The following is a 17,497-nucleotide window of genomic DNA, read 5'->3' as shown; positions in this document are numbered from 1 at the left end:
TCGCCGCCGCGTTCGGGAACCGTCGCGGCATCCGGTATGCTCGTGTCTCGGCCCTCACGGGCCAGATGGGCGATTGGCGCAGTTGGTTAGCGCGCTTCCTTCACACGGAAGAGGTCGTGGGTTCGAGTCCCGCATCGCCCACCACCCCGCCCCGGCTCTCACAGCCGGGGCGTTTTTCGTTGGGCGTGCACTCTGCGCGCGTCGAGCAAGCACCAAGGCCGCGAGCACGCACCGAACACCATGCGTCCTCGCGTCAGCGGTGCGTTCTCTCCGCGCTCGACATCGCATGGGGAGCCGGGTCAGACGGCGCCGGAGACGCCGAGGAGCGAGCCCACCGTGAAGGTCGCGATCAGCGCGAGTGCCCCTCCGACGACGACCCGGATGACGGGGCGAAGCGGCGGACTGTCGCCGAGACGCGCGCTCAGGTAGCCGGTGAGAGCGAGAGCGATGAGGACCGCGACGAAAGTGACGGGAACCCGGATGCCGGCGGGCGGCAGGAGGATCGCGAGGAGCGGCAGCAGCGCGCCGATGGTGAAGGCGAGCGCACTCGCTCCGGCCGCCGCCCGCGGACTGACGACCTCGTCCTCGGTCAGCCCCAGCTCGGCCTCGAGGTGCGCGGCGACCACATCGTGCTCGGTCAGTTCCTCCGCCACCCGTCGCGCGGTCTCGGGCGAGAGCCCGCGCTGCTCGTAGAGCCCCGCCAGCTCGATGAGCTCCGCCTCGGGGTCCTCGGCGAGCTCGCGGCGCTCCTTGGTGATCATCGCCCGCTGACTGTCGCTCTGACTGCTGACCGAGACGTACTCGCCGAGCGCCATGGAGATCGCGCCGCCCACGAGGCCCGCGACGCCGGCGGCGAAGATCGGTGCGGCCTCCGTCGTCGCCCCCGCGACACCGACGACCAGGGCCGCGGTCGACACGATGCCGTCATTCGCGCCCAGGACGCCCGCGCGCAACCAGTTGAGCCGCCCCGACATGGACGACGCGTGCGGCTCCCCCGGGTGCGCCCCCGGGGCCTCCGAGAACGATTCGCTCATGAGGCCATGAAACCACCCGTGCGGCGATCACGGCGGGCCCCCATGCGCCGAGGACGCACCGTCTCCGCGAGAGCGCACGCTCCCCGGCACGTCCTCGCCGAGAGGGTGCGCTTTCGAGGCGCCGAGCCGGCGCGGGTCAGCTCGCGGCGCGCCAGCCGTAGCGCTGCGAGAGGGCTTGCGCGACCCGACCGTAGGTCGCGCGGTCGAGGGCGCCGGCCGTGCGGCGGATGCCGCTCGTGGGCACGAGGTAGATCTGGTCGACGTCGAGCCACGATGGTCGCCGCTCGCGGTCCCAATCCCCCGTCCCGAGCGGGATGTGGTCGCGCTCGCCGTCGTGCGGCTTGCTCGTGAGCTTCATGGCCCAGCTGCGGCCTCTGTCGGCGCGCGCGAGGACGAGCAGCGGGCGATCCTTGCCGCGCGCGGCATCCTCCGCATACGGAACCCAGGCCCAGACGATCTCGCCGGGATCGGGCTGCCCGTCGGGCGTCGGCTCGTAAGCCAGACGCAGGCTGCGCGCATCGGGCAGCGCCACCTCGACGACGGATGCCGCGCCCGCGACCCCTCCGCCCGACGCGGACGGCATGTTGGGGCGAGCCGGCGTGACGGTCCCCGGCCGCGGACGCGCAGCGGACGGCCGACCCGAGTCACCCACCGTTCGACGCGGTCGCAGCAGATCCCACACACGCGAAAGCACACCCATGCGCCCAAACCTACCCAGCTCGCGAGGCGCGCCACCCCGCCACACCCTCCGCTTCACCTGGCAGCTCGCGCCGCTTCACCTCGCGCGAAGCGGCGCCGCCTGCCAACCGAGCGCCAACGAGAAACAGGGCGGGACACCGCGGATCACTCCGCGATGCCCCGCCCGGGTCAGAGCCGAGGTCTGATCAGACCTTCGCGTCCGAGAGGGTGTAGCCGACCTCGCCGTGCATGACCGTGTCGATGCCGGCGATCTCGTCCTCGTTCTTCACGCGGAAGCCGATGGTCTTCTCGATCGCGAAGCCGATGATGAAGGCCAGCACGAAGGAGTAGACGAGGACAGCGAGGGCCGCGATCGCCTGGACGATCAGCTGGCTGGCGTCGCCGCCCATGAACAGGCCCGTGCCGTTGGCGAAGAAGCCGAGGTACAGCGTTCCGATGAGGCCGCCGACGAGGTGGATGCCCACGACGTCGAGCGAGTCGTCGAAGCCGAGCTTGTACTTCAGCTCGATCGCCAGGGCGCAGGCGGCACCGGCGATGAGACCGAGCACGATCGCCCAGATGGGGTCCACCGAGGCGCAAGCCGGGGTGATGGCGACGAGGCCCGCGACAGCGCCCGACGCGGCGCCGACGGAGGTGGGCTTGCCGTCCTTGATCTTCTCGACGAGCAGCCAGGCCAGGAGAGCTGCGGCGGGAGCGGCGATCGTGTTGATGAAGGCGAGCGCGGCGGTGCCGTCGGCGGCGAGCTCGGAGCCCGCGTTGAAGCCGAACCAGCCGAACCACAGCAGACCGGCGCCGAGGAGCACGAATGGCGGGTTGTGGGGAACGTGGACGCCCTTCTGGAAGCCGACGCGCTTGCCGAGGACCAGAGCGAGGGCGAGAGCCGCAGCACCGGCGTTGATGTGCACCGCGGTACCACCGGCGAAGTCGATCGCTCCGACGCCGAAGACGTCCTGCAGGCCCTTGGTGATCCAGCCCCCGTATTCGAACGAGCCGTCGTCGGCGAGGCCGAAGTTGAAGACCCAGCTCGCGACGGGGAAGTAGACGATCGTCGCCCAGACACCGGCGAACAGCATCCACGCACCGAACTTGGCGCGGTCGGCGATGGCGCCCGAGACGAGCGCGACGGTGAGGATCGCGAAGGTCGCCTGGAAGCACACGAAGGCCATCGGCGGGAAGTCGGCGTCGGCGGGCGTCTCGAGCAGGCTGCTCAGACCGATCGCGCTCCAGTCGATCGACCAGGGGGCGACGGTTCCCTCAGCGCCGGGGAAGGCGATGGCGTAGCCGAAGAGCACCCAGAGGACGCCGATGAGCCCGAGGGCGCCGAAGCTCATCATCATCATGCTGATGACGCTCTTGGCCTTGACGAGACCGCCGTAGAAGAACGCGAGTCCTGGCGTCATCAGCAGGACGAATGCGGCCGCGATGAGTATGAATGCGGTGTTGCCTTGATCCATCTCGAAGGGAACCTCTCTGCAGGGACGCAGGTGTAGCGTCGGGTCCCCTCAGTGTCGAGGCGCCCAGTTTCCCCCGACGGCGCAGTCGTGTTTCCGAACGGTTACGCTGCCGCTCCCCCGGTAAACATCAGGTTTCCTCGCGCCGCACGACTCCTGCACAGGCGCTCAGGAGTGGGTGAGAGCCACGAGGCGCGAGATGGCGCGCAGGTACTTCTTGCGGTATCCCCCGCCGAGCATCTCGTCGCCGAACACCTCGTCGAGCGGACGCCCCGTCGCGCGGATCGGGATCTGCGCGTCGTAGGCGCGGTCGACGAACGCGACGAAGCGCAGGGCGGCCGACTGGTCCGTCAACTGCGTCACGTCACGCAGGCCGATCGTGGCGATGTCATCGACGAGACGGATGTAGCGCGAGGGGTGGACGGTCGCGAGGTGCGCGATGACGTCGGCGAACACGTCGTCCGAGACGAGTCCGGATGCCGCGGCCTCCGCGATCGTCGCCTCGTATTCATCGGGCGCGAGTGCGACGGCGTGCCCGTCGACGGCACGCTGCCGGTAGTCGGTGCCGTCGATCCGGATCGTCTGGAAGCTCGCCGACATCGCGTGGATCTCACGCAGGAAGTCCTGAGCGGCGAATCGTCCCTCGCCCAGGGCGTTCGGCGGCGTGTTCGAGGTCGCCGCGAGACGCGTGCCCGACGCGACGAGCTCGCCGAGGAGCCGCGTCATCACCATCGTGTCGCCCGGGTCGTCGAGCTCGAACTCGTCGATGCAGAGCAGATCGGCGCCGCGGAGGAGCTGCACGGTGTTCTGGTAGCCGACGGCCCCCACGAGCGCGGTGTACTCGATGAACGACCCGAAGTACTTCCGGCGTGCCGGCATCGCGTGATAGATCGCGGCGAGCAGGTGGGTCTTGCCAACGCCGAAGCCGCCGTCGAGATAGACGCCGGGCTTCGTCTCGGGCACCTTCTTCGCACGGCGGAACAGTCCCCCGCGCGCCGCGGGGGCGCCGCCCCCGGCGAACGCCTCGAGGAGGTCCTTCGCCTCTTGCTGCGACGGGTACTGCGGGTCGGCCCGGTACGAATCGAACGTCGCCGCGTCGAACTGCGGCGGCGGCACCAGGGCGGCGAGCATCTCGGTGCCGCTCACCTCGGGACGGCGGTCGCTGAGGCGCAGGATTCCGGCGGATGTGCTCGTCACGGATCAACCCTAACCGCGTGAAAGGATGACGCCGTGCGTGTGACCGAGATGCTTCCGGAAACCGGCGAAAGCGCCGATTCCGCGACGGATGACGGACGGGCGTGGCTCGAGCGGCGCTACCGGCGAGCGCCGGGCGCGTACGTCCGCCTGAACATGGTGACCACCCTCACCGGGTCGGCTTCCGGCGGTGACGGGACGAGCGACACCATCACGAGCCAGACCGACCGCAGCATCCTCGGCATCATCCGCCGGGATGCCGACGTCGTCGTCGTGGGCGCGGAGAGCGTCCGGGCCGAGGGCTACGTCGTCCCGCGCACCGCTGCCCTCGCGATCGTCTCGCGGTCGGGGCGTCTCGACGGCCACCGCCTGACCGAGGTCGAGGCCGGGCGCGTCGTCCTCGTCGTCCCCGACGGCGTCCACCCCGAGGCGCCCGCCGGCGTCACCGTCGTCACCGCTGGCCGCGGTCCCGATCTGTCCCCCGCCGACGTGCTGGCCGCCGTGTCGGCCCGCGGCTGGGAGCGCGTCGTCTGCGAGGGAGGTCCGACCTTCGCAGCGCAGTTCGTCGCCGCGGGCGTGGTCGACGAGATCTGCCTCACGGTCGCGCCACGGATCGGCCCCGTCCGACTTCCGGTCCTGCCGGTCGCCGACGACGCGCCGACCGCCGTCGCGGGCGCCCTGATGGATGCCGCGGGCTTCAGCTATCTGCGGCTGAGCGTCGGCGCTCGAGCCACTCGCCGATGACCGAGGTCCACCGTTCGGGGTCGTAGTTCCACAGCTTCGTATGCCGGGCGGTCCGGAACACCTCGAGCTCGACGAGATCGGGACGCGCCTCCGCCAGCTGATACGACGCGTCCGCGGGGACGAAGCCGTCGTCGTCGCTGTGCAGGATGAGGATCGGATGCCGCAGCTCGGCCGCACGCGCGACCACGTCGAGCCGGTCGAACGGTATCGGCGTGTTCAGCCCGACGACCCGCGAGCCCCACTCACTGTCCAGTGCCCGCACGGCCGTGCTCGCGACCGGCCCCGGGATGCGCAGCAGGTGCGCCTGGTAGTCGAGCACGATGCGCCAGTCGATCGCCGGCGATTCGAGCACGACTCCGGCGATGATGTCGCGATGGGCCGAGTTGAGTGCCACCTGGAGGGCGATCGCGCCGCCCATCGACCAGCCCATGAGGAAGATCCGGCGCGCGCCGCGGCGGCGGGCCGCTCCGATCGCGGCATCCACGTCGCGCCATTCGGTCGCGCCGAGCATGTACGTGCCCGAGCGACTGCGCGGTGCCTCGCCGTCGTTGCGATACGACACCAGCAGGGATGAGACACCGGCGGCGTGGAACACCGGCACCGCGCGGAGCGTCTCGGTCCGCGTCGTGCCACGTCCGTGGATCTGAATGACCCAGGTGTCGCTCGGCTCTCCTGCCTCGTCTGCGGCAGGGAAGAACCACGCGGGGCAGGGCCCGAGCGGGGACCCGACGAGCTCAGAGTGGTACGGCAGGTGCAGCTCCGCGGGATCGGAGTAGTACCAGCCGCTGAACGCGGCAGCAGCCGACAGCCGGTCGTCGGTTCCGATCTGCGTGAGCAGCTTGCGCTTGACCGAACTCTCGTCCAGAGCCAGCACGGCACCGACCTTGACGTACGACGCGGTGCCCGTCGTGAACAGCCCGTATCGACCGGGGAGCTCGGTGTCTGGGGTGCGCGAGAGGGTGAGCGTCTGCGCGGCGACGTCGACGGCGAGCAGTTCCGTATCGGGCACCCGCCCCGCGGGCGTCACGACTCTGCGAGCTACGCGCATCGACACGGTGCCGAGCGCCGCGAGCGAGATACCGAGGGCTCCAGCGAGCGCCGCGATCGTCGTCTTCGCGGCGGTGGCTGCTGCGGGAGATGCGCCCGCAGCCCCGGCGCGCCTGGAACCCATCATCGAGGCCTCACTCTAGTCTGTCGACGTGGCCGATTCCCGTCCTCCCGCCGACGCGACGGCATTCGTCGTCGCTCGCGATGCGGTGCTGGCGATGACGTTCCGCGACGACCTCGTGGTGCGCGAGATCCCCGCACCGACCGGGCTCGCGCCGGAAGCCCTCGCACTCGCGGGCGATGTGCGGCCCGAGGATCACGCCGTCGACTCCCCCTACGGCACCGGGCGCATCATCATCCTCCACGACGACGACGAGCCCGACGCCTGGGGCGGTCCGTGGCGCATCGTCGCTTTCGCTCAGGCGCCGCTCGAACCCGAGATCGGAGTCGATCCGCTTCTCGCCGAGGTCGCCTGGTCATGGCTGATCGACGCTCTCGATCACCGCGACGCCTCGTTCCACTCGGTTTCGGGGACCGCGACGAAGACACTCTCGCGCGGCTTCGGGAGCCTTGCCGAGGAGGGCGACGGTGCGCAGATCGAGCTGCGCGCCTCGTGGACCCCCGTCGGAGACATCACCGCCCACATCGACGCCTGGGCGGAACTGACCTGCATGCTGGCCGGCCTTCCTCCGGGGTCGGAGGGCGTCGCCGTTTTCGGAGCACGCCGGGGGAACCGTGGCTGATTACACCGTCATCGCCGATGACGCCGGACTCGAACGCGCCGCGGAACTGCTCGCGGCCGGTGACGGCCCTGTCGCCGTCGACGTCGAACGGGCGTCGGGCTTCCGATACTCGCAACGCGCCTATCTCATCCAGGTGTTCCGCCGCGGCGCGGGCGTGCACCTGTTCGACCCGCCGGCGATCTCGACCTTCGCGCCCCTCCAGGCAGCGATCGGCGAGATCGAGTGGGTGCTGCATGCCGCGAGCCAAGACCTGCCTTCGCTGCGCGAGGCCGGCCTCGACCCGACATCGATCTTCGACACCGAGCTGGCCGCACGGCTACTGGGCCACGCCCGCGTCGGGCTCGGCGCCGTGGTCGAGGACACGCTGGGCATCGTCCTCGCGAAAGCGCACTCGGCCGCCGACTGGTCGACGCGCCCGCTGCCGCAATCGTGGCTCGAGTACGCCGCTCTCGACGTCGAGCACCTGATCGACGTCCGCGACGTGCTCGCCCGCGAGCTCGAGGCCCAGGGCAAGGTCGAGTTCGCGGCCCAGGAGTTCCAAGCCGTGCTCGATCGGCCGGTCAAGCCGCCCCGGGAGGACCCGTGGCGCCGACTCAGCGGCCTGCACACCATTCGCGGCCGGCGTGCCCTTGCCGTCGCTCGTGCGCTGTGGACCGCGCGCGAGGAGTACGCCCGCGAGCAGGACATCGCTCCCGGCCGGCTCGTCCCCGACCGCGCGCTCGTCGCGGCGCTCGCCGCCGACCCGAAGACGAAGCAGGACCTGGCGAAGGTCAAGGACTTCACCGGCCGCGCGAGCCGCTCGCAGCTCGACCGCTGGTGGGCGGCCTTCGAGGCGGGCCGGGCCGAGCAGTCGCTGCCGCCGGACCGGCTGCCCGGCGACGGACTTCCGCCGGTGCGGGCCTGGGTCGACCGGAACCCTCCCGCCGACGCCCGCCTGAAGGCGGCGAAGCCACTCGTCGAGCAGCGTGCCGAGGACCTGTCGATGCCGACGGAGAACCTGCTCACGCCCGAGCTCCTGCGCCGCGTGGCGTGGGCGCCGCCCGCCGAGATCTCCGCCGAGACGGTCGGCGCAGCACTTGCCGAGCTCGGCGCACGTCCGTGGCAGATTGAGCAGACCGCACAGGTGATCGCGCAAGCCTTTGTGGATTCCGTGAACGGGGATGCCGCGCCCTCCTCGAGCGGTTCGTAGGTTCGATCCAACCGATTTTCCCGGCCTCCCCGGCTCTCTAGGCTGGAGTCGATCCCATCTTCTGGAGGCAAAGTGGCCGAGATCTCGGACGTCTACTTCATCGACGGCATGCGTACCCCGTTCGGGCGCGCCGGCGAGAAGGGCATGTACTGGAACACCCGAGCGGACGACCTCGTCGTCAAAGCGATCCGGGGCGTGATCGAACGCAACCCCGATGTGCCGCTCGACCGGATCGATGACGTGGCGATCGCCGCGACGACGCAGCAGGGCGATCAGGGCCTGACCCTCGGCCGCACTGCGGCGATCCTCGCCGGCCTTCCGCAGAGCGTGCCGGGCTTCGCCATCGACCGCATGTGCGCAGGCGCGATGACCAGCGTCACCACGATGGCCGGGTCGATCGGCATCGGCATGTACGACCTCGCCCTCGCGGGCGGCGTCGAGCACATGGGCCGCCACCCGCTCGGCGGCGGAGACACCGACCCCAATCCCCGCTTCCTCACCGAGAAGCTCGTCAGCGCAGATGCCCTGAACATGGGCATCACCGCCGAGCGCCTGCACGACCGCTTCCCGGTCCTCACGAAGGAGCGCGCCGACCGGTTCGGCATGCGCAGCCAGCAGAAGGCGCAGGCCGCGTACGACGCCGGCAAGCTGCAGCCCGACCTCGTTCCCGTCGCGGTGAAGTCCGCGGACGGCGCGTGGGGCCTCGCGACCGAGGATGAGGGGCGCCGGCCCGAGACCACCATGGAGGGCCTCGCGCAGCTGAAGACCCCCTTCCGGCCGCACGGCCGCGTCACCGCGGGCACTTCGTCGCCCCTCACCGATGGCGCGACCATCAGCCTCCTCGCCGGCTCGCGCGCGGTGAAGGAGCTGGGGCTCACCCCGAAGATGCGGATGGTCTCGTTCGGCTTCGCCGGCGTCCAGCCCGAGGTGATGGGCATCGGCCCCATCCCCTCGACCGAGAAGGCGCTCGCCAAGGCCGGCCTGACGATCGACGACATCGGGCTCTTCGAGCTCAACGAGGCGTTCGCGGTGCAGGTGCTCTCGCTGCTCGACCACTTCGGCATCGACGACGACGATCCGCGCGTCAACCCGTGGGGCGGCGCGATCGCGGTCGGTCACCCCCTGGCGGCATCCGGTGTGCGTCTGATGATCCAGCTCGCCGCGCAGTTCGCCGAGCGCCCCGACGTCCGCTACGGCCTCACCGCGATGTGCGTGGGCCTCGGCCAGGGCGGATCCGTGATCTGGGAGAACCCGCACTACACCGGCAAGAAGAAGACCGCGAAGAAGTGAGGCGCGCCGACATGACCTACGACGACATCGACTTCTCCCCCCTCGACGCCCTCACCGGTGACGAGGTCGTCACGCATTCGCTGGTGCGCGATGTCCGGCTCGCCTCGGGCCGCACGCTCGCGCTCATCACCCTCGACAACGGACGAGACCACACCCGGCCGAACACGCTCGGTCCGGCGACGCTCGCCGAGCTGGGCGGCGTGCTCGAGACGCTCGCCGCCCGTGCGGCGGCCGGGGAGATCGACGCCGTCGGCATCACCGGCAAGCAGTACATCCTCGCTGCGGGCGCCGACCTCTCCGATGTCTCACGGTTGCCCTCGAAGGAAATCGCGAAGCTCGTCGCGCAGCGCGGGCACCAGGTGCTCGGGCGTCTGTCGCAGCTGGGCGTCCCCTCCTTCGCTTTCGTGAACGGCCTCGCCCTCGGCGGCGGTCTCGAGATCGCGCTCAACAGCACGTACCGCACCGTGGACGCCTCCGCCGCGGCGATCGCGCTGCCCGAGGTCTTCCTCGGGCTCATCCCGGGCTGGGGAGGCGCCTACCTGCTGCCGAACCTCATCGGGATCGAGAACGCGCTCGAAGTGGTCATCAGCAATCCGCTCAAGCAGAACCGCGTGCTCAAGCCGCAGCAGGCGTACGACCTGGGCATCATGGACGCGATCTTCCCCGCGGTGAGCTACCTCGAGGACTCGCTCGCCTGGGCCGACCGCGTGCTGTCGGGCGCCGTCTCGGTCACGCGCAAGAACGAGCCCGGCAAGCTCGAGCGCCTGACCAAGTGGCCGATCGCCGTCAAGGTTGCCCGCGGCATGCTCGAGTCGAAGATCGGCACCGTCCCGAAGGCTCCCTACCTGGCCCTCGAGCTGCTCGAGAAGGCCCGCGGCGGCTCACGCGACGAAGGCTTCGCCCGCGAGGACGACGCTCTGGCCGAACTCATCTCGGGTGACCAGTTCGCCGCGTCGATGTACGCTTTCGACCTGGTGCAGAAGCGCGCGAAGCGGCCGGTCGGCGCTCCCGACAAGGCGCTGGCGAAGAAGGTGACGAAGGTCGGCGTCATCGGCGCGGGCCTCATGGCCAGCCAGTTCGCGCTGCTGTTCGTCCGCAAGCTCCAGGTGCCCGTGCTCATCACGGACCTCGATCAGGCGCGCGTCGACAAGGGGCTCGCCTACATTCGCGACGAGATCGGCAAGCTCGAGGCGAAGGGCCGCATCGATTCCGACACGGCGGGCAAGCTCCGCTCGCTCGTGCACGGCACGGTCGACAAGAGCGAGTACGCCGACTGCGACTTCGTCATCGAGGCGGTGTTCGAGGAGGTCGGGGTCAAGCAGCAGGTCTTCGGCGAGATCGAGAAGATCATCGCTGACGACGCGATCCTCGCGACGAACACCTCGTCGCTGTCCGTGGCGGAGATCGGCGCGAAGCTCGCTCACCCCGAGCGTCTCGTCGGCTTCCACTTCTTCAACCCCGTCGCGGTCATGCCGCTGATCGAGGTCGTGAAGACATCGCAGACGACGGATGCTGCCCTGTCGACCGCGTTCGTCGTCGCGAAGGGCCTCGGCAAGAACGCCGTCCTGACGGCCGACGCGCCCGGCTTCGTCGTGAACCGACTGCTGGCGAAAGTCATGGGCGAGGCGGCGCGTGCCGTCTACGAGGGCACGCCGGTCGCCGATGTCGAGAAGGCCTTCGCGCCGCTGGGGCTGCCGATGGGGCCCTTCCAGCTCATCGACCTCGTCGGCTGGAAGGTCGCCGCACACGTGCAGGACACGATGACCTCGGCGTTCCCCGACCGCTTCTATGCGAACGAGAACTTCCACCAGCTCGCGGAACTGCCCGAGGTCGTCGAGAAGGACAAGGGAGGACGGGTCACCGGCTTCACCAAGGCCGCGGAGAAGATCGCGAAGAAGGCGACGGGTTCGTCGCCGGTCGCGGCCGACACGATCCTCCAGCGCGTTCAGGACGGCCTGGCGCAGGAGATCAAGCTCATGCTCGACGAGGGCGTCGTTCCCGAGGTCCAGGACATCGACCTGTGTCTCATCCTGGGCGCGGGCTGGCCGTTCATCGACGGCGGCGCTTCGCCCTACCTCGATCGGGAGGGCGCATCGGAGCGGGCGTTCGGCGACACGTTCCACCACCCGCCCATCCGCGGGATCGCGAACCGCTGACAGCCAGCGCTGCACCGCCGACGAGGACCCCGTGGCACGAAGCCGCGGGCTCCTCGTCGCGTCACGCCGGTCGGCCCTGCGCGCTCTGCACGCGCAGGTCGCGCTCGCGGACATCGCGCTGCTCGATCACGATGCGACGCAACGCGGCCGGCGCCCCGGGGCTCGAGTCCAGCCACGTCGTCGCCGCCGTCAGGTCATCCGACGCCGGGAACAGACCGCGCACGAGGCGGCGCGCGATCTCGATGCTCCGGGTCTCCCAGACTCGGGCGATGCGCGAGAAATAGTCCCCGTCGAGGGCCGCGATGAGATCGCGTCGCCCTCCGGCGCGGACACCGGCGATCGTGGCGTCGAGCTCGTCGTTCGACAGGGTCTCATCCGTCCACGCCGCGACCCACGCGGCCTCGCGCACCGGCGCCTCCGGCAGCGCCGCTCGGGCGGCGCGGTGGGCTCGCCTCCCCTTCGCGGTATCGTCGCGGACCAGCTCGGCGTCGATCTCGGCGGCGCTGGCCTGGCCCGTCGAGGCGAGCGCGAACAGCCAGCTCCATCGCAGGTCCGCATCGAGCACGAGACCGTCGGGGAGCTGCCCTTCGCCGGCGAGCAGCTGGCGCAACGACGCCGCACGCCCCGCATCCATCGCGGCGACAGCGCCCAGGGCGCGCGCCCAGACGAGCTGGGCGTCCGTCCCGGGGCGGGCTTCGTGCAACGACCGCCAGACGGTCTCCAGCCAGCGCGCGGCGAGCGACTCGCGCTGTGCGGGAGCGGCGTAGTGGGCGAGCGCGTAGTCGGCATGCGCGACTGCGTCGGTGAGGAGGCCGATGTGGGTCTCGGCCGCGGCGTGCACTCCGACGATCTCGAGGTAGCGTGCCACGTCGAGGCGACCGTCGCGAACCGCGTTCCAGAGCGCGGCCCACGCCACCGATCGGGCGAGCGGATCGCCGATCGTCGAGAGCGAGCGCTCGAGCGCTGCCGTCGTGTCACCGTCGAGGCGCACCTTGGCATAGGTGCGGTCGTCGTCGTTCGGGATGATCACGCCCGCGGCATCCCCGGGCAGCGGCGTCCGGGCGTCGACGAGATCGAGCTCGACCCCGCCCTCTCGGCGGAGCGCCCCCTCCGACGCCGCGTACCGTCCGATCGTCACGCGGTGGGGTCGGGGATCGGTCTGGACGATCGTGACGCCGTCCGATTCACCGCGCTCGACCGACAGATCCGACATCCCGGTGGTCTCGAGCCAGGCGCGACTCCACGCCCGCAGGTCGCGCCCGGAGGTGTGCTCCAGGGCGTCCAGCAGATCACCGAGCGTGGTGTTCCCGAAGGCGTTGTCGGCGAAGTACTTGCGCGCGCCGGCGAAGAACGCCTCCTCCCCCACGTACGCGACGAGCTGCTTGAGCACGGACGCTCCCTTGGCGTACGTGATCCCGTCGAAGTTGAGCTTGGCCGCCTGCAGGTCGGGAATGTCGGCCACGATCGGATGCGTGGTCGGAAGCTGGTCCTGCTCGTAGGCCCACCCCTTCCGCCGGCTCGCGAAGCTCACCCAGGCATCCGGATAGAGCCCGGTCGCGACAGACGCATGCGAGCCCATGAAGTCCGCGAAGGACTCCTTGAGCCACAGGTCGTCCCACCACCGCATGGTCACGAGGTCGCCGAACCACATGTGCGCCATCTCGTGGAGGATCGTGTTGGCGCGGGCCTCGCGCTGCGCGGCGGTCGCGGCCCCGCGGAAGACGTACGCCTCGGTGAACGTGACGAGACCGGGGTTCTCCATCGCGCCGAGGTTGTACTCGGGCACGAAGATCTGGTCGTACTTGCCCCACGGATAGCCGAGCCCGAACGCCTCACCGAAGTACGCGAGCCCACGGCGGGTGATGTCGATGATCTCCTCGGCGTCGAGGTACGGCGCCAGCGAGGCACGGCACAGGACGCCCAGGTCGACAGGTCCCTCGGGTCCGTCCCAGACCGCGCCGACGCGGTGGTAGGGGCCCGCTGCGACGGCGGTGATGTAACTGGAGATCGGGAGGGTCTCAGCGAAGGTGACCTCGGTACCGCCGTCGAGGTCCCGGCGGTCGGTCTCCGCACCGTTGGACAGCACCCGCCAGCCCTCCGGCGCCGCGACCCGCATCCGCCAGCGTGCCTTCAGGTCCGGCTGCTCGAAACACGGGTAGACGCGACGCGCGTCCGCGGGCTCGTACTGCGTGTACAGATAGACGGCGCCGTCGACCGGGTCGACGAAGCGGTGGAGGCCCTCGCCCGAGCGGCTGTAGACGCCGCGCGCCGCGATCGAGACGGTGTTGTGCTCCGAGAGGTCGCGGATGCGGATGCGCGCGCCGTCCCATTCCACGGGCCGGTTCTCGCCGTTCACGATGACCGCATCGACGCTCGAACCGAGGAAGTCGACCCAGGTCTCACCGCCGACGCGCGCATCGAACGACAGGATCGCACGGGTGCTGAACGTGGTCTCCTCGGCGCGCGGGGCGTCACGGACGTCGAGGGAGACATCGATGGTGTGGAGCCGGACCTCGGCTGCACGATGCTGGGCGTCGGTACGGGTGAGGTTGTCGCCGGTCATCCCTCCATGCTTCCACGGGAGCGGGGAAGCCGGTGGCCGGGGCTGCCTGCACGCTAGTATCTGAACATGTTCAGCACCCCGGAGCCGACCGGATCGAAGCGCGACCGCACACGTGCCCTGATCGTCGAGACGGCGCTGCGTTCGTTTCGCGAACGCGGCTACGACGCGACCACCATCCGCCGCATCGCGTCGGAGGCCGGTGTGTCGGTCGGGACGACGAACTACCACTTCGCGTCGAAGAACGAGCTCGTGCAGGAGTTCTACCTGCAGGTGCAGCAGGGTCACCGCGCGGCCGCCCTGCCCGGACTCGAGTCGGAGCGCGACCTCAAGGACAGGCTCGCGATCGTCTTCCACACGGGCCTCGATCAACTGACGCCGACGCATGGCCATGCGCCCGAGTTCCTGACGGCCGCCGTCTCGCCGCGATCGTCGATCAACCCGCTGTCGCCCGAGTCGAATGCCTCGCTCGCGATCGTGGAGGATCTGTTCCGTACCGCTGTCGACGGTGCCGACCACAAGCTTCCGAAGGACATCGCCGAGGCGCTGCCCGGAGCGCTCGTTCTCGCGCATCTGCTGCTCGCGATGTACTGGGTCTACGACGAGTCCGATCACCAGGCGAAGACGCGGCGCTTGCTCGACAAGGGCCTGGCACTGCTCGCGATGGCGCTCCCACTGGCGCGCCTCCCGATGCTGCGGCGGCCGGTGCGGGAACTTCTCGACCTCATCGCCGAGGCCCGCTCGTGACGGGCGCCGAGCATCGACCGGAGTCCCCGAGGACGACATCAGAACCGTTCGCGTTCACCCATTCGGAGTTCCTGCGCGGCGCTGCGCGAGCATGGTTCTGGACCGCGATGCTCCTGATCGCCGTCTGGGCGATCAGCACGGGCGGCATCGGCGTCGTGTCAGCTCTCTTCATCCTGCCCGCGTCTGTCTTCGCCCTCGCTATCGGGGCACCCGGTGCGTACGTGCCCGGAAGATGGCTGAGGCGATCACCGCACGTCCCGGTTCACCTCGCGGCGTTCGCCGCGTACGGCGTACTCCTCAGCGTCGTGGTCACCGCCATCTACGCCCTCATCGTGACGGCTCCGACCACGGGACTCGCGGCACTCCTGGACTCTTCATGGCTTCTGATCGCGAACACCCCGGTGACGGCCGTCGGGCTCGCAGGCGCGTGGTTCGTCACCGCGAAACACGCTCGGCAGGCCGACGCCGGGGTGGTCGTCGCACCCGGGCATGACCAGGACCCGGACGCCGCCACCGGGGATGCCCCCGACGAGCGCTACCGCATCATCTACCCCGACCGGCGACGACGTCAGCGGCCGCGAGGCTGAGGCTCGCCGTCGCTCGCACCCGCGCGGCCCGGCGCGTCGGCGGCATCCGACCAGTCCGTCGCGGCATCCGCGCTTGGCCGGGCGATCGGGATGCGGGTGCCGAGGACCTGCGCGACGACGTCGTGCGCGATCTTCGCGGCCGTCAGACCCGCGTCGTCGAGGATCTCGTCGCGCTCCGCGTGATCGATGAACTCGTCGGGCAGTCCGAGCTCGTCGACGGCCGTGTCGATGCCGGCCTCGCGAAGAACCTGGCGGATGCGTGTGCCGATACCACCGACACGGATCCCGTCCTCGATGGTGATGACCAGCCGGTGTCCAGCCGCGAGGTCCACGACCGAGCGAGCGACCGGGACCACCCAGCGAGGATCGATGACGGTCGCGCCGATGCCCTGTGCTCGCAGGCGCTCGGCGACCTCGATGCCCAGGCGCGCCATCGGGCCGATGCCCACGATGAGCACATCGTCCGACTCGCCCCGCACCAGCACGTCGGTCCCGTCGTCCAGACGCTCGACGGCCGGCAGCTCGTCGCCGACCGAGCCCTTCGGGTAGCGGACGACCGTGGGCGCATCCTCGATCTCGACCGCCTCGCGGAACACCTCGCGGAGACGCTCGGCGTCCCGCGGCGCCGCGATGCGAACGCCGGGCACGAGCTGGAGCATCGCGAGGTCCCAGATGCCGTGATGGCTGGGTCCGTCGGGTCCGGTCACGCCTGCCCGGTCGAGCACGAAGGTCACACCGGCGCGGTGCAGCGCGACATCCATCATCATCTGGTCGAACGCGCGGTTCATGAACGTCGCGTAGATCGCGACGACCGGATGCAAGCCACCGAAGGCGAGGCCGGCGGATGCCGCGACGGCGTGCTGCTCCGCGATGCCGACGTCCAGGACACGATCGGGGAACCGCTGCGCGAAGGGCAGTAGCCCGGTCGGACGCAGCATCGCCGCAGTGATCGCGACGACATCGCTGCGGCGCTCCCCCGCAGACACGAGCTCCTCGGCGAACACGTCGGTCCAACTGGTCTTGCCACCGGAGGAGACCGGCTGGCCCGTCGCAGGGTCGATCTTCCCCACGGCATGGAACTGGTCGGCTTCGTCGAGTCGGGCGGGCGCGTAGCCGCGGCCCTTCTCGGTGATCGCGTGCACGATGACCGGCGCACCGTACGACTTCGCGAGGCGCAGGGTCTCGATCATGGCCTCGAGGTCGTGGCCGTCGACGGGTCCGAGGTACTTGATATCGAGATTCGAGTACAGGGCCTCATTGTTCACGAACCGGGACAAGAATCCGTGAGTCCCACCGCGGAGTCCACGGTAGACGGCCCGCGCCGCCGGCCCGAGGCGGCCGAAGAGCGACGCTGAGCCTTCGTGCAACGACCGGTAGCCCTCGGTGGTGCGCACCCTGTTCAGGAAACGCGCCATGCCGCCGATCGTCGGCGCATACGAACGGCCGTTGTCGTTGACGACGATGACCAGGTTGCGATCGTTGTCGTCGGAGATGTTGTTGAGCGCCTCCCACGTCATCCCGCCGGTCAGCGAGCCATCGCCGACCACGGTGACGACATGGCGGTCGGTGCGACCGGTGCGGGCGAAGGCCCGTGAGATGCCGTCGGCCCAGCTGAGCGAGCTCGACGCGTGCGACGACTCGACGACGTCGTGCTCGCTCTCGCTGCGCTGCGGGTAGCCAGCCAAGCCGCCCCGCGAGCGCAGCCGCGAGAAGTCCTGGCGGCCCGTGATCAGCTTGTGCACGTAGGACTGATGCCCGGTGTCGAAGACCACCGGGTCGTTCGGAGAGTCGAAGACCCGATGGATCGCGAGGGTGAGCTCGACGACTCCGAGGTTGGGTCCGAGGTGCCCGCCGCTGCGCGCGACGTTCTCGACGAGGAACGAGCGGATCTCACCGGCGAGCGTCTCGAGCTGAGCGATCGAGAGGGCGTCGAGATCGCGCGGGTGCGAGATCGAGGAGAGCAACGACATCGAGCTCCTCCTTCCATCGGGTGCCGGTAAGTCTAATCAGCGGGATGCACGAGAGGCCGGAGCTGGACGCTCCGGCCTCTCGTGGA

14 protein-coding genes and 1 tRNA gene are annotated in these 17,497 nt (G+C 70.1%); 8 read left to right on the top strand and 7 right to left on the bottom strand.

The window, feature by feature from the left end; all coding sequences use genetic code 11:
• Window positions 1-67: 67 nt before the first annotated feature.
• Window positions 68-144: transfer RNA gene (locus DO944_RS02155), tRNA-Val, on the top strand.
• 155 nt (window positions 145-299) lie between these two features.
• Here DO944_RS02155 and DO944_RS02150 read toward each other — a convergent pair.
• The 4 genes from DO944_RS02150 to zapE all read right to left on the bottom strand — a co-directional run bounded on the left by DO944_RS02150 (window position 300) and on the right by zapE (window position 4,381).
• On the bottom strand, window positions 300-1,034 hold the full coding sequence (locus DO944_RS02150) for a VIT family protein (RefSeq protein ID WP_112614202.1): 735 nt from the start codon (window positions 1,032-1,034) through the stop codon (window positions 300-302).
• 136 nt (window positions 1,035-1,170) lie between these two features.
• Entirely contained in the window at window positions 1,171-1,734 is a 564-nt protein-coding gene (locus DO944_RS02145; protein ID WP_112614200.1) for a type II toxin-antitoxin system PemK/MazF family toxin, read from the bottom strand.
• Window positions 1,735-1,918: 184 nt separating this feature from the next.
• Window positions 1,919-3,187, bottom strand: coding sequence for an ammonium transporter (locus DO944_RS02140; RefSeq protein WP_112614198.1), 1,269 nt, complete (start codon window positions 3,185-3,187; stop codon window positions 1,919-1,921).
• A 165-nt stretch (window positions 3,188-3,352) separates the two neighbouring features.
• On the bottom strand, window positions 3,353-4,381 hold the full coding sequence (gene zapE / locus DO944_RS02135; RefSeq protein WP_112614196.1) for a cell division protein ZapE: 1,029 nt from the start codon (window positions 4,379-4,381) through the stop codon (window positions 3,353-3,355).
• Window positions 4,382-4,414: 33 nt separating this feature from the next.
• Between zapE and DO944_RS02130 the strand changes: the two genes are divergently transcribed.
• Window positions 4,415-5,122: a dihydrofolate reductase family protein gene (locus DO944_RS02130; RefSeq protein WP_258524532.1), complete on the top strand. Its 708-nt coding sequence runs from the start codon at window positions 4,415-4,417 to the stop codon at window positions 5,120-5,122.
• Here DO944_RS02130 and DO944_RS02125 read toward each other — a convergent pair.
• Window positions 5,076-6,296: a S9 family peptidase gene (locus DO944_RS02125; protein ID WP_112614194.1), complete on the bottom strand. Its 1,221-nt coding sequence runs from the start codon at window positions 6,294-6,296 to the stop codon at window positions 5,076-5,078. The two genes, DO944_RS02130 and DO944_RS02125, sit on opposite strands and share 47 nt — an antisense overlap.
• Before the next feature lie 25 nt (window positions 6,297-6,321).
• Here DO944_RS02125 and DO944_RS02120 point away from each other — a divergent pair, with 25 nt between their 5' ends.
• The 4 genes from DO944_RS02120 (at window position 6,322) to DO944_RS02105 (ending at window position 11,547) form a co-directional block, all read left to right on the top strand.
• Window positions 6,322-6,912 carry a DUF3000 domain-containing protein gene (locus DO944_RS02120; protein WP_112614192.1) on the top strand — a complete coding sequence of 197 codons (591 nt, stop codon included), beginning with the start codon at window positions 6,322-6,324 and terminating at the stop codon, window positions 6,910-6,912.
• Complete coding sequence (locus tag DO944_RS02115; RefSeq protein ID WP_112614190.1) at window positions 6,905-8,101, top strand: HRDC domain-containing protein; 1,197 nt, start codon at window positions 6,905-6,907, stop codon at window positions 8,099-8,101. The genes DO944_RS02120 and DO944_RS02115 overlap by 8 nt, the downstream gene beginning before the upstream one ends.
• A 72-nt stretch (window positions 8,102-8,173) precedes the next feature.
• Window positions 8,174-9,391 carry a thiolase family protein gene (locus DO944_RS02110; protein ID WP_112614188.1) on the top strand — a complete coding sequence of 406 codons (1,218 nt, stop codon included), beginning with the start codon at window positions 8,174-8,176 and terminating at the stop codon, window positions 9,389-9,391.
• Window positions 9,392-9,402: 11 nt separating this feature from the next.
• Window positions 9,403-11,547, top strand: a complete 2,145-nt coding sequence (locus DO944_RS02105; protein WP_112614186.1) for a 3-hydroxyacyl-CoA dehydrogenase NAD-binding domain-containing protein — start codon at window positions 9,403-9,405, stop codon at window positions 11,545-11,547.
• Between the two features lie 61 nt (window positions 11,548-11,608).
• On the opposite strand, the gene pepN is transcribed toward DO944_RS02105, so the two are convergent.
• The gene (gene pepN / locus DO944_RS02100; protein WP_112614184.1) at window positions 11,609-14,110 is read right to left on the bottom strand and encodes an aminopeptidase N; all 2,502 of its coding nucleotides are present in this window, start codon (window positions 14,108-14,110) and stop codon (window positions 11,609-11,611) included.
• A 66-nt stretch (window positions 14,111-14,176) separates the two neighbouring features.
• Between pepN and DO944_RS02095 the strand changes: the two genes are divergently transcribed.
• The gene (locus DO944_RS02095) at window positions 14,177-14,854 is read left to right on the top strand and encodes a TetR/AcrR family transcriptional regulator (protein ID WP_112614182.1); all 678 of its coding nucleotides are present in this window, start codon (window positions 14,177-14,179) and stop codon (window positions 14,852-14,854) included.
• 107 nt (window positions 14,855-14,961) lie between these two features.
• Window positions 14,962-15,441 carry a hypothetical protein gene (locus DO944_RS02090; protein ID WP_146751993.1) on the top strand — a complete coding sequence of 160 codons (480 nt, stop codon included), beginning with the start codon at window positions 14,962-14,964 and terminating at the stop codon, window positions 15,439-15,441.
• Here DO944_RS02090 and dxs read toward each other — a convergent pair.
• Window positions 15,423-17,411, bottom strand: coding sequence for a 1-deoxy-D-xylulose-5-phosphate synthase (dxs, locus tag DO944_RS02085; protein ID WP_112614178.1), 1,989 nt, complete (start codon window positions 17,409-17,411; stop codon window positions 15,423-15,425). The two genes, DO944_RS02090 and dxs, sit on opposite strands and share 19 nt — an antisense overlap.
• Window positions 17,412-17,497: the final 86 nt, after the last annotated feature.

This window comes from Microbacterium sp. SMR1, from assembly GCF_003289625.1.
Classification (GTDB): Bacteria; Actinomycetota; Actinomycetes; order Actinomycetales; family Microbacteriaceae; genus Microbacterium; species Microbacterium plantarum.
This window is presented reverse-complemented; position numbering and strand designations above follow the sequence as displayed.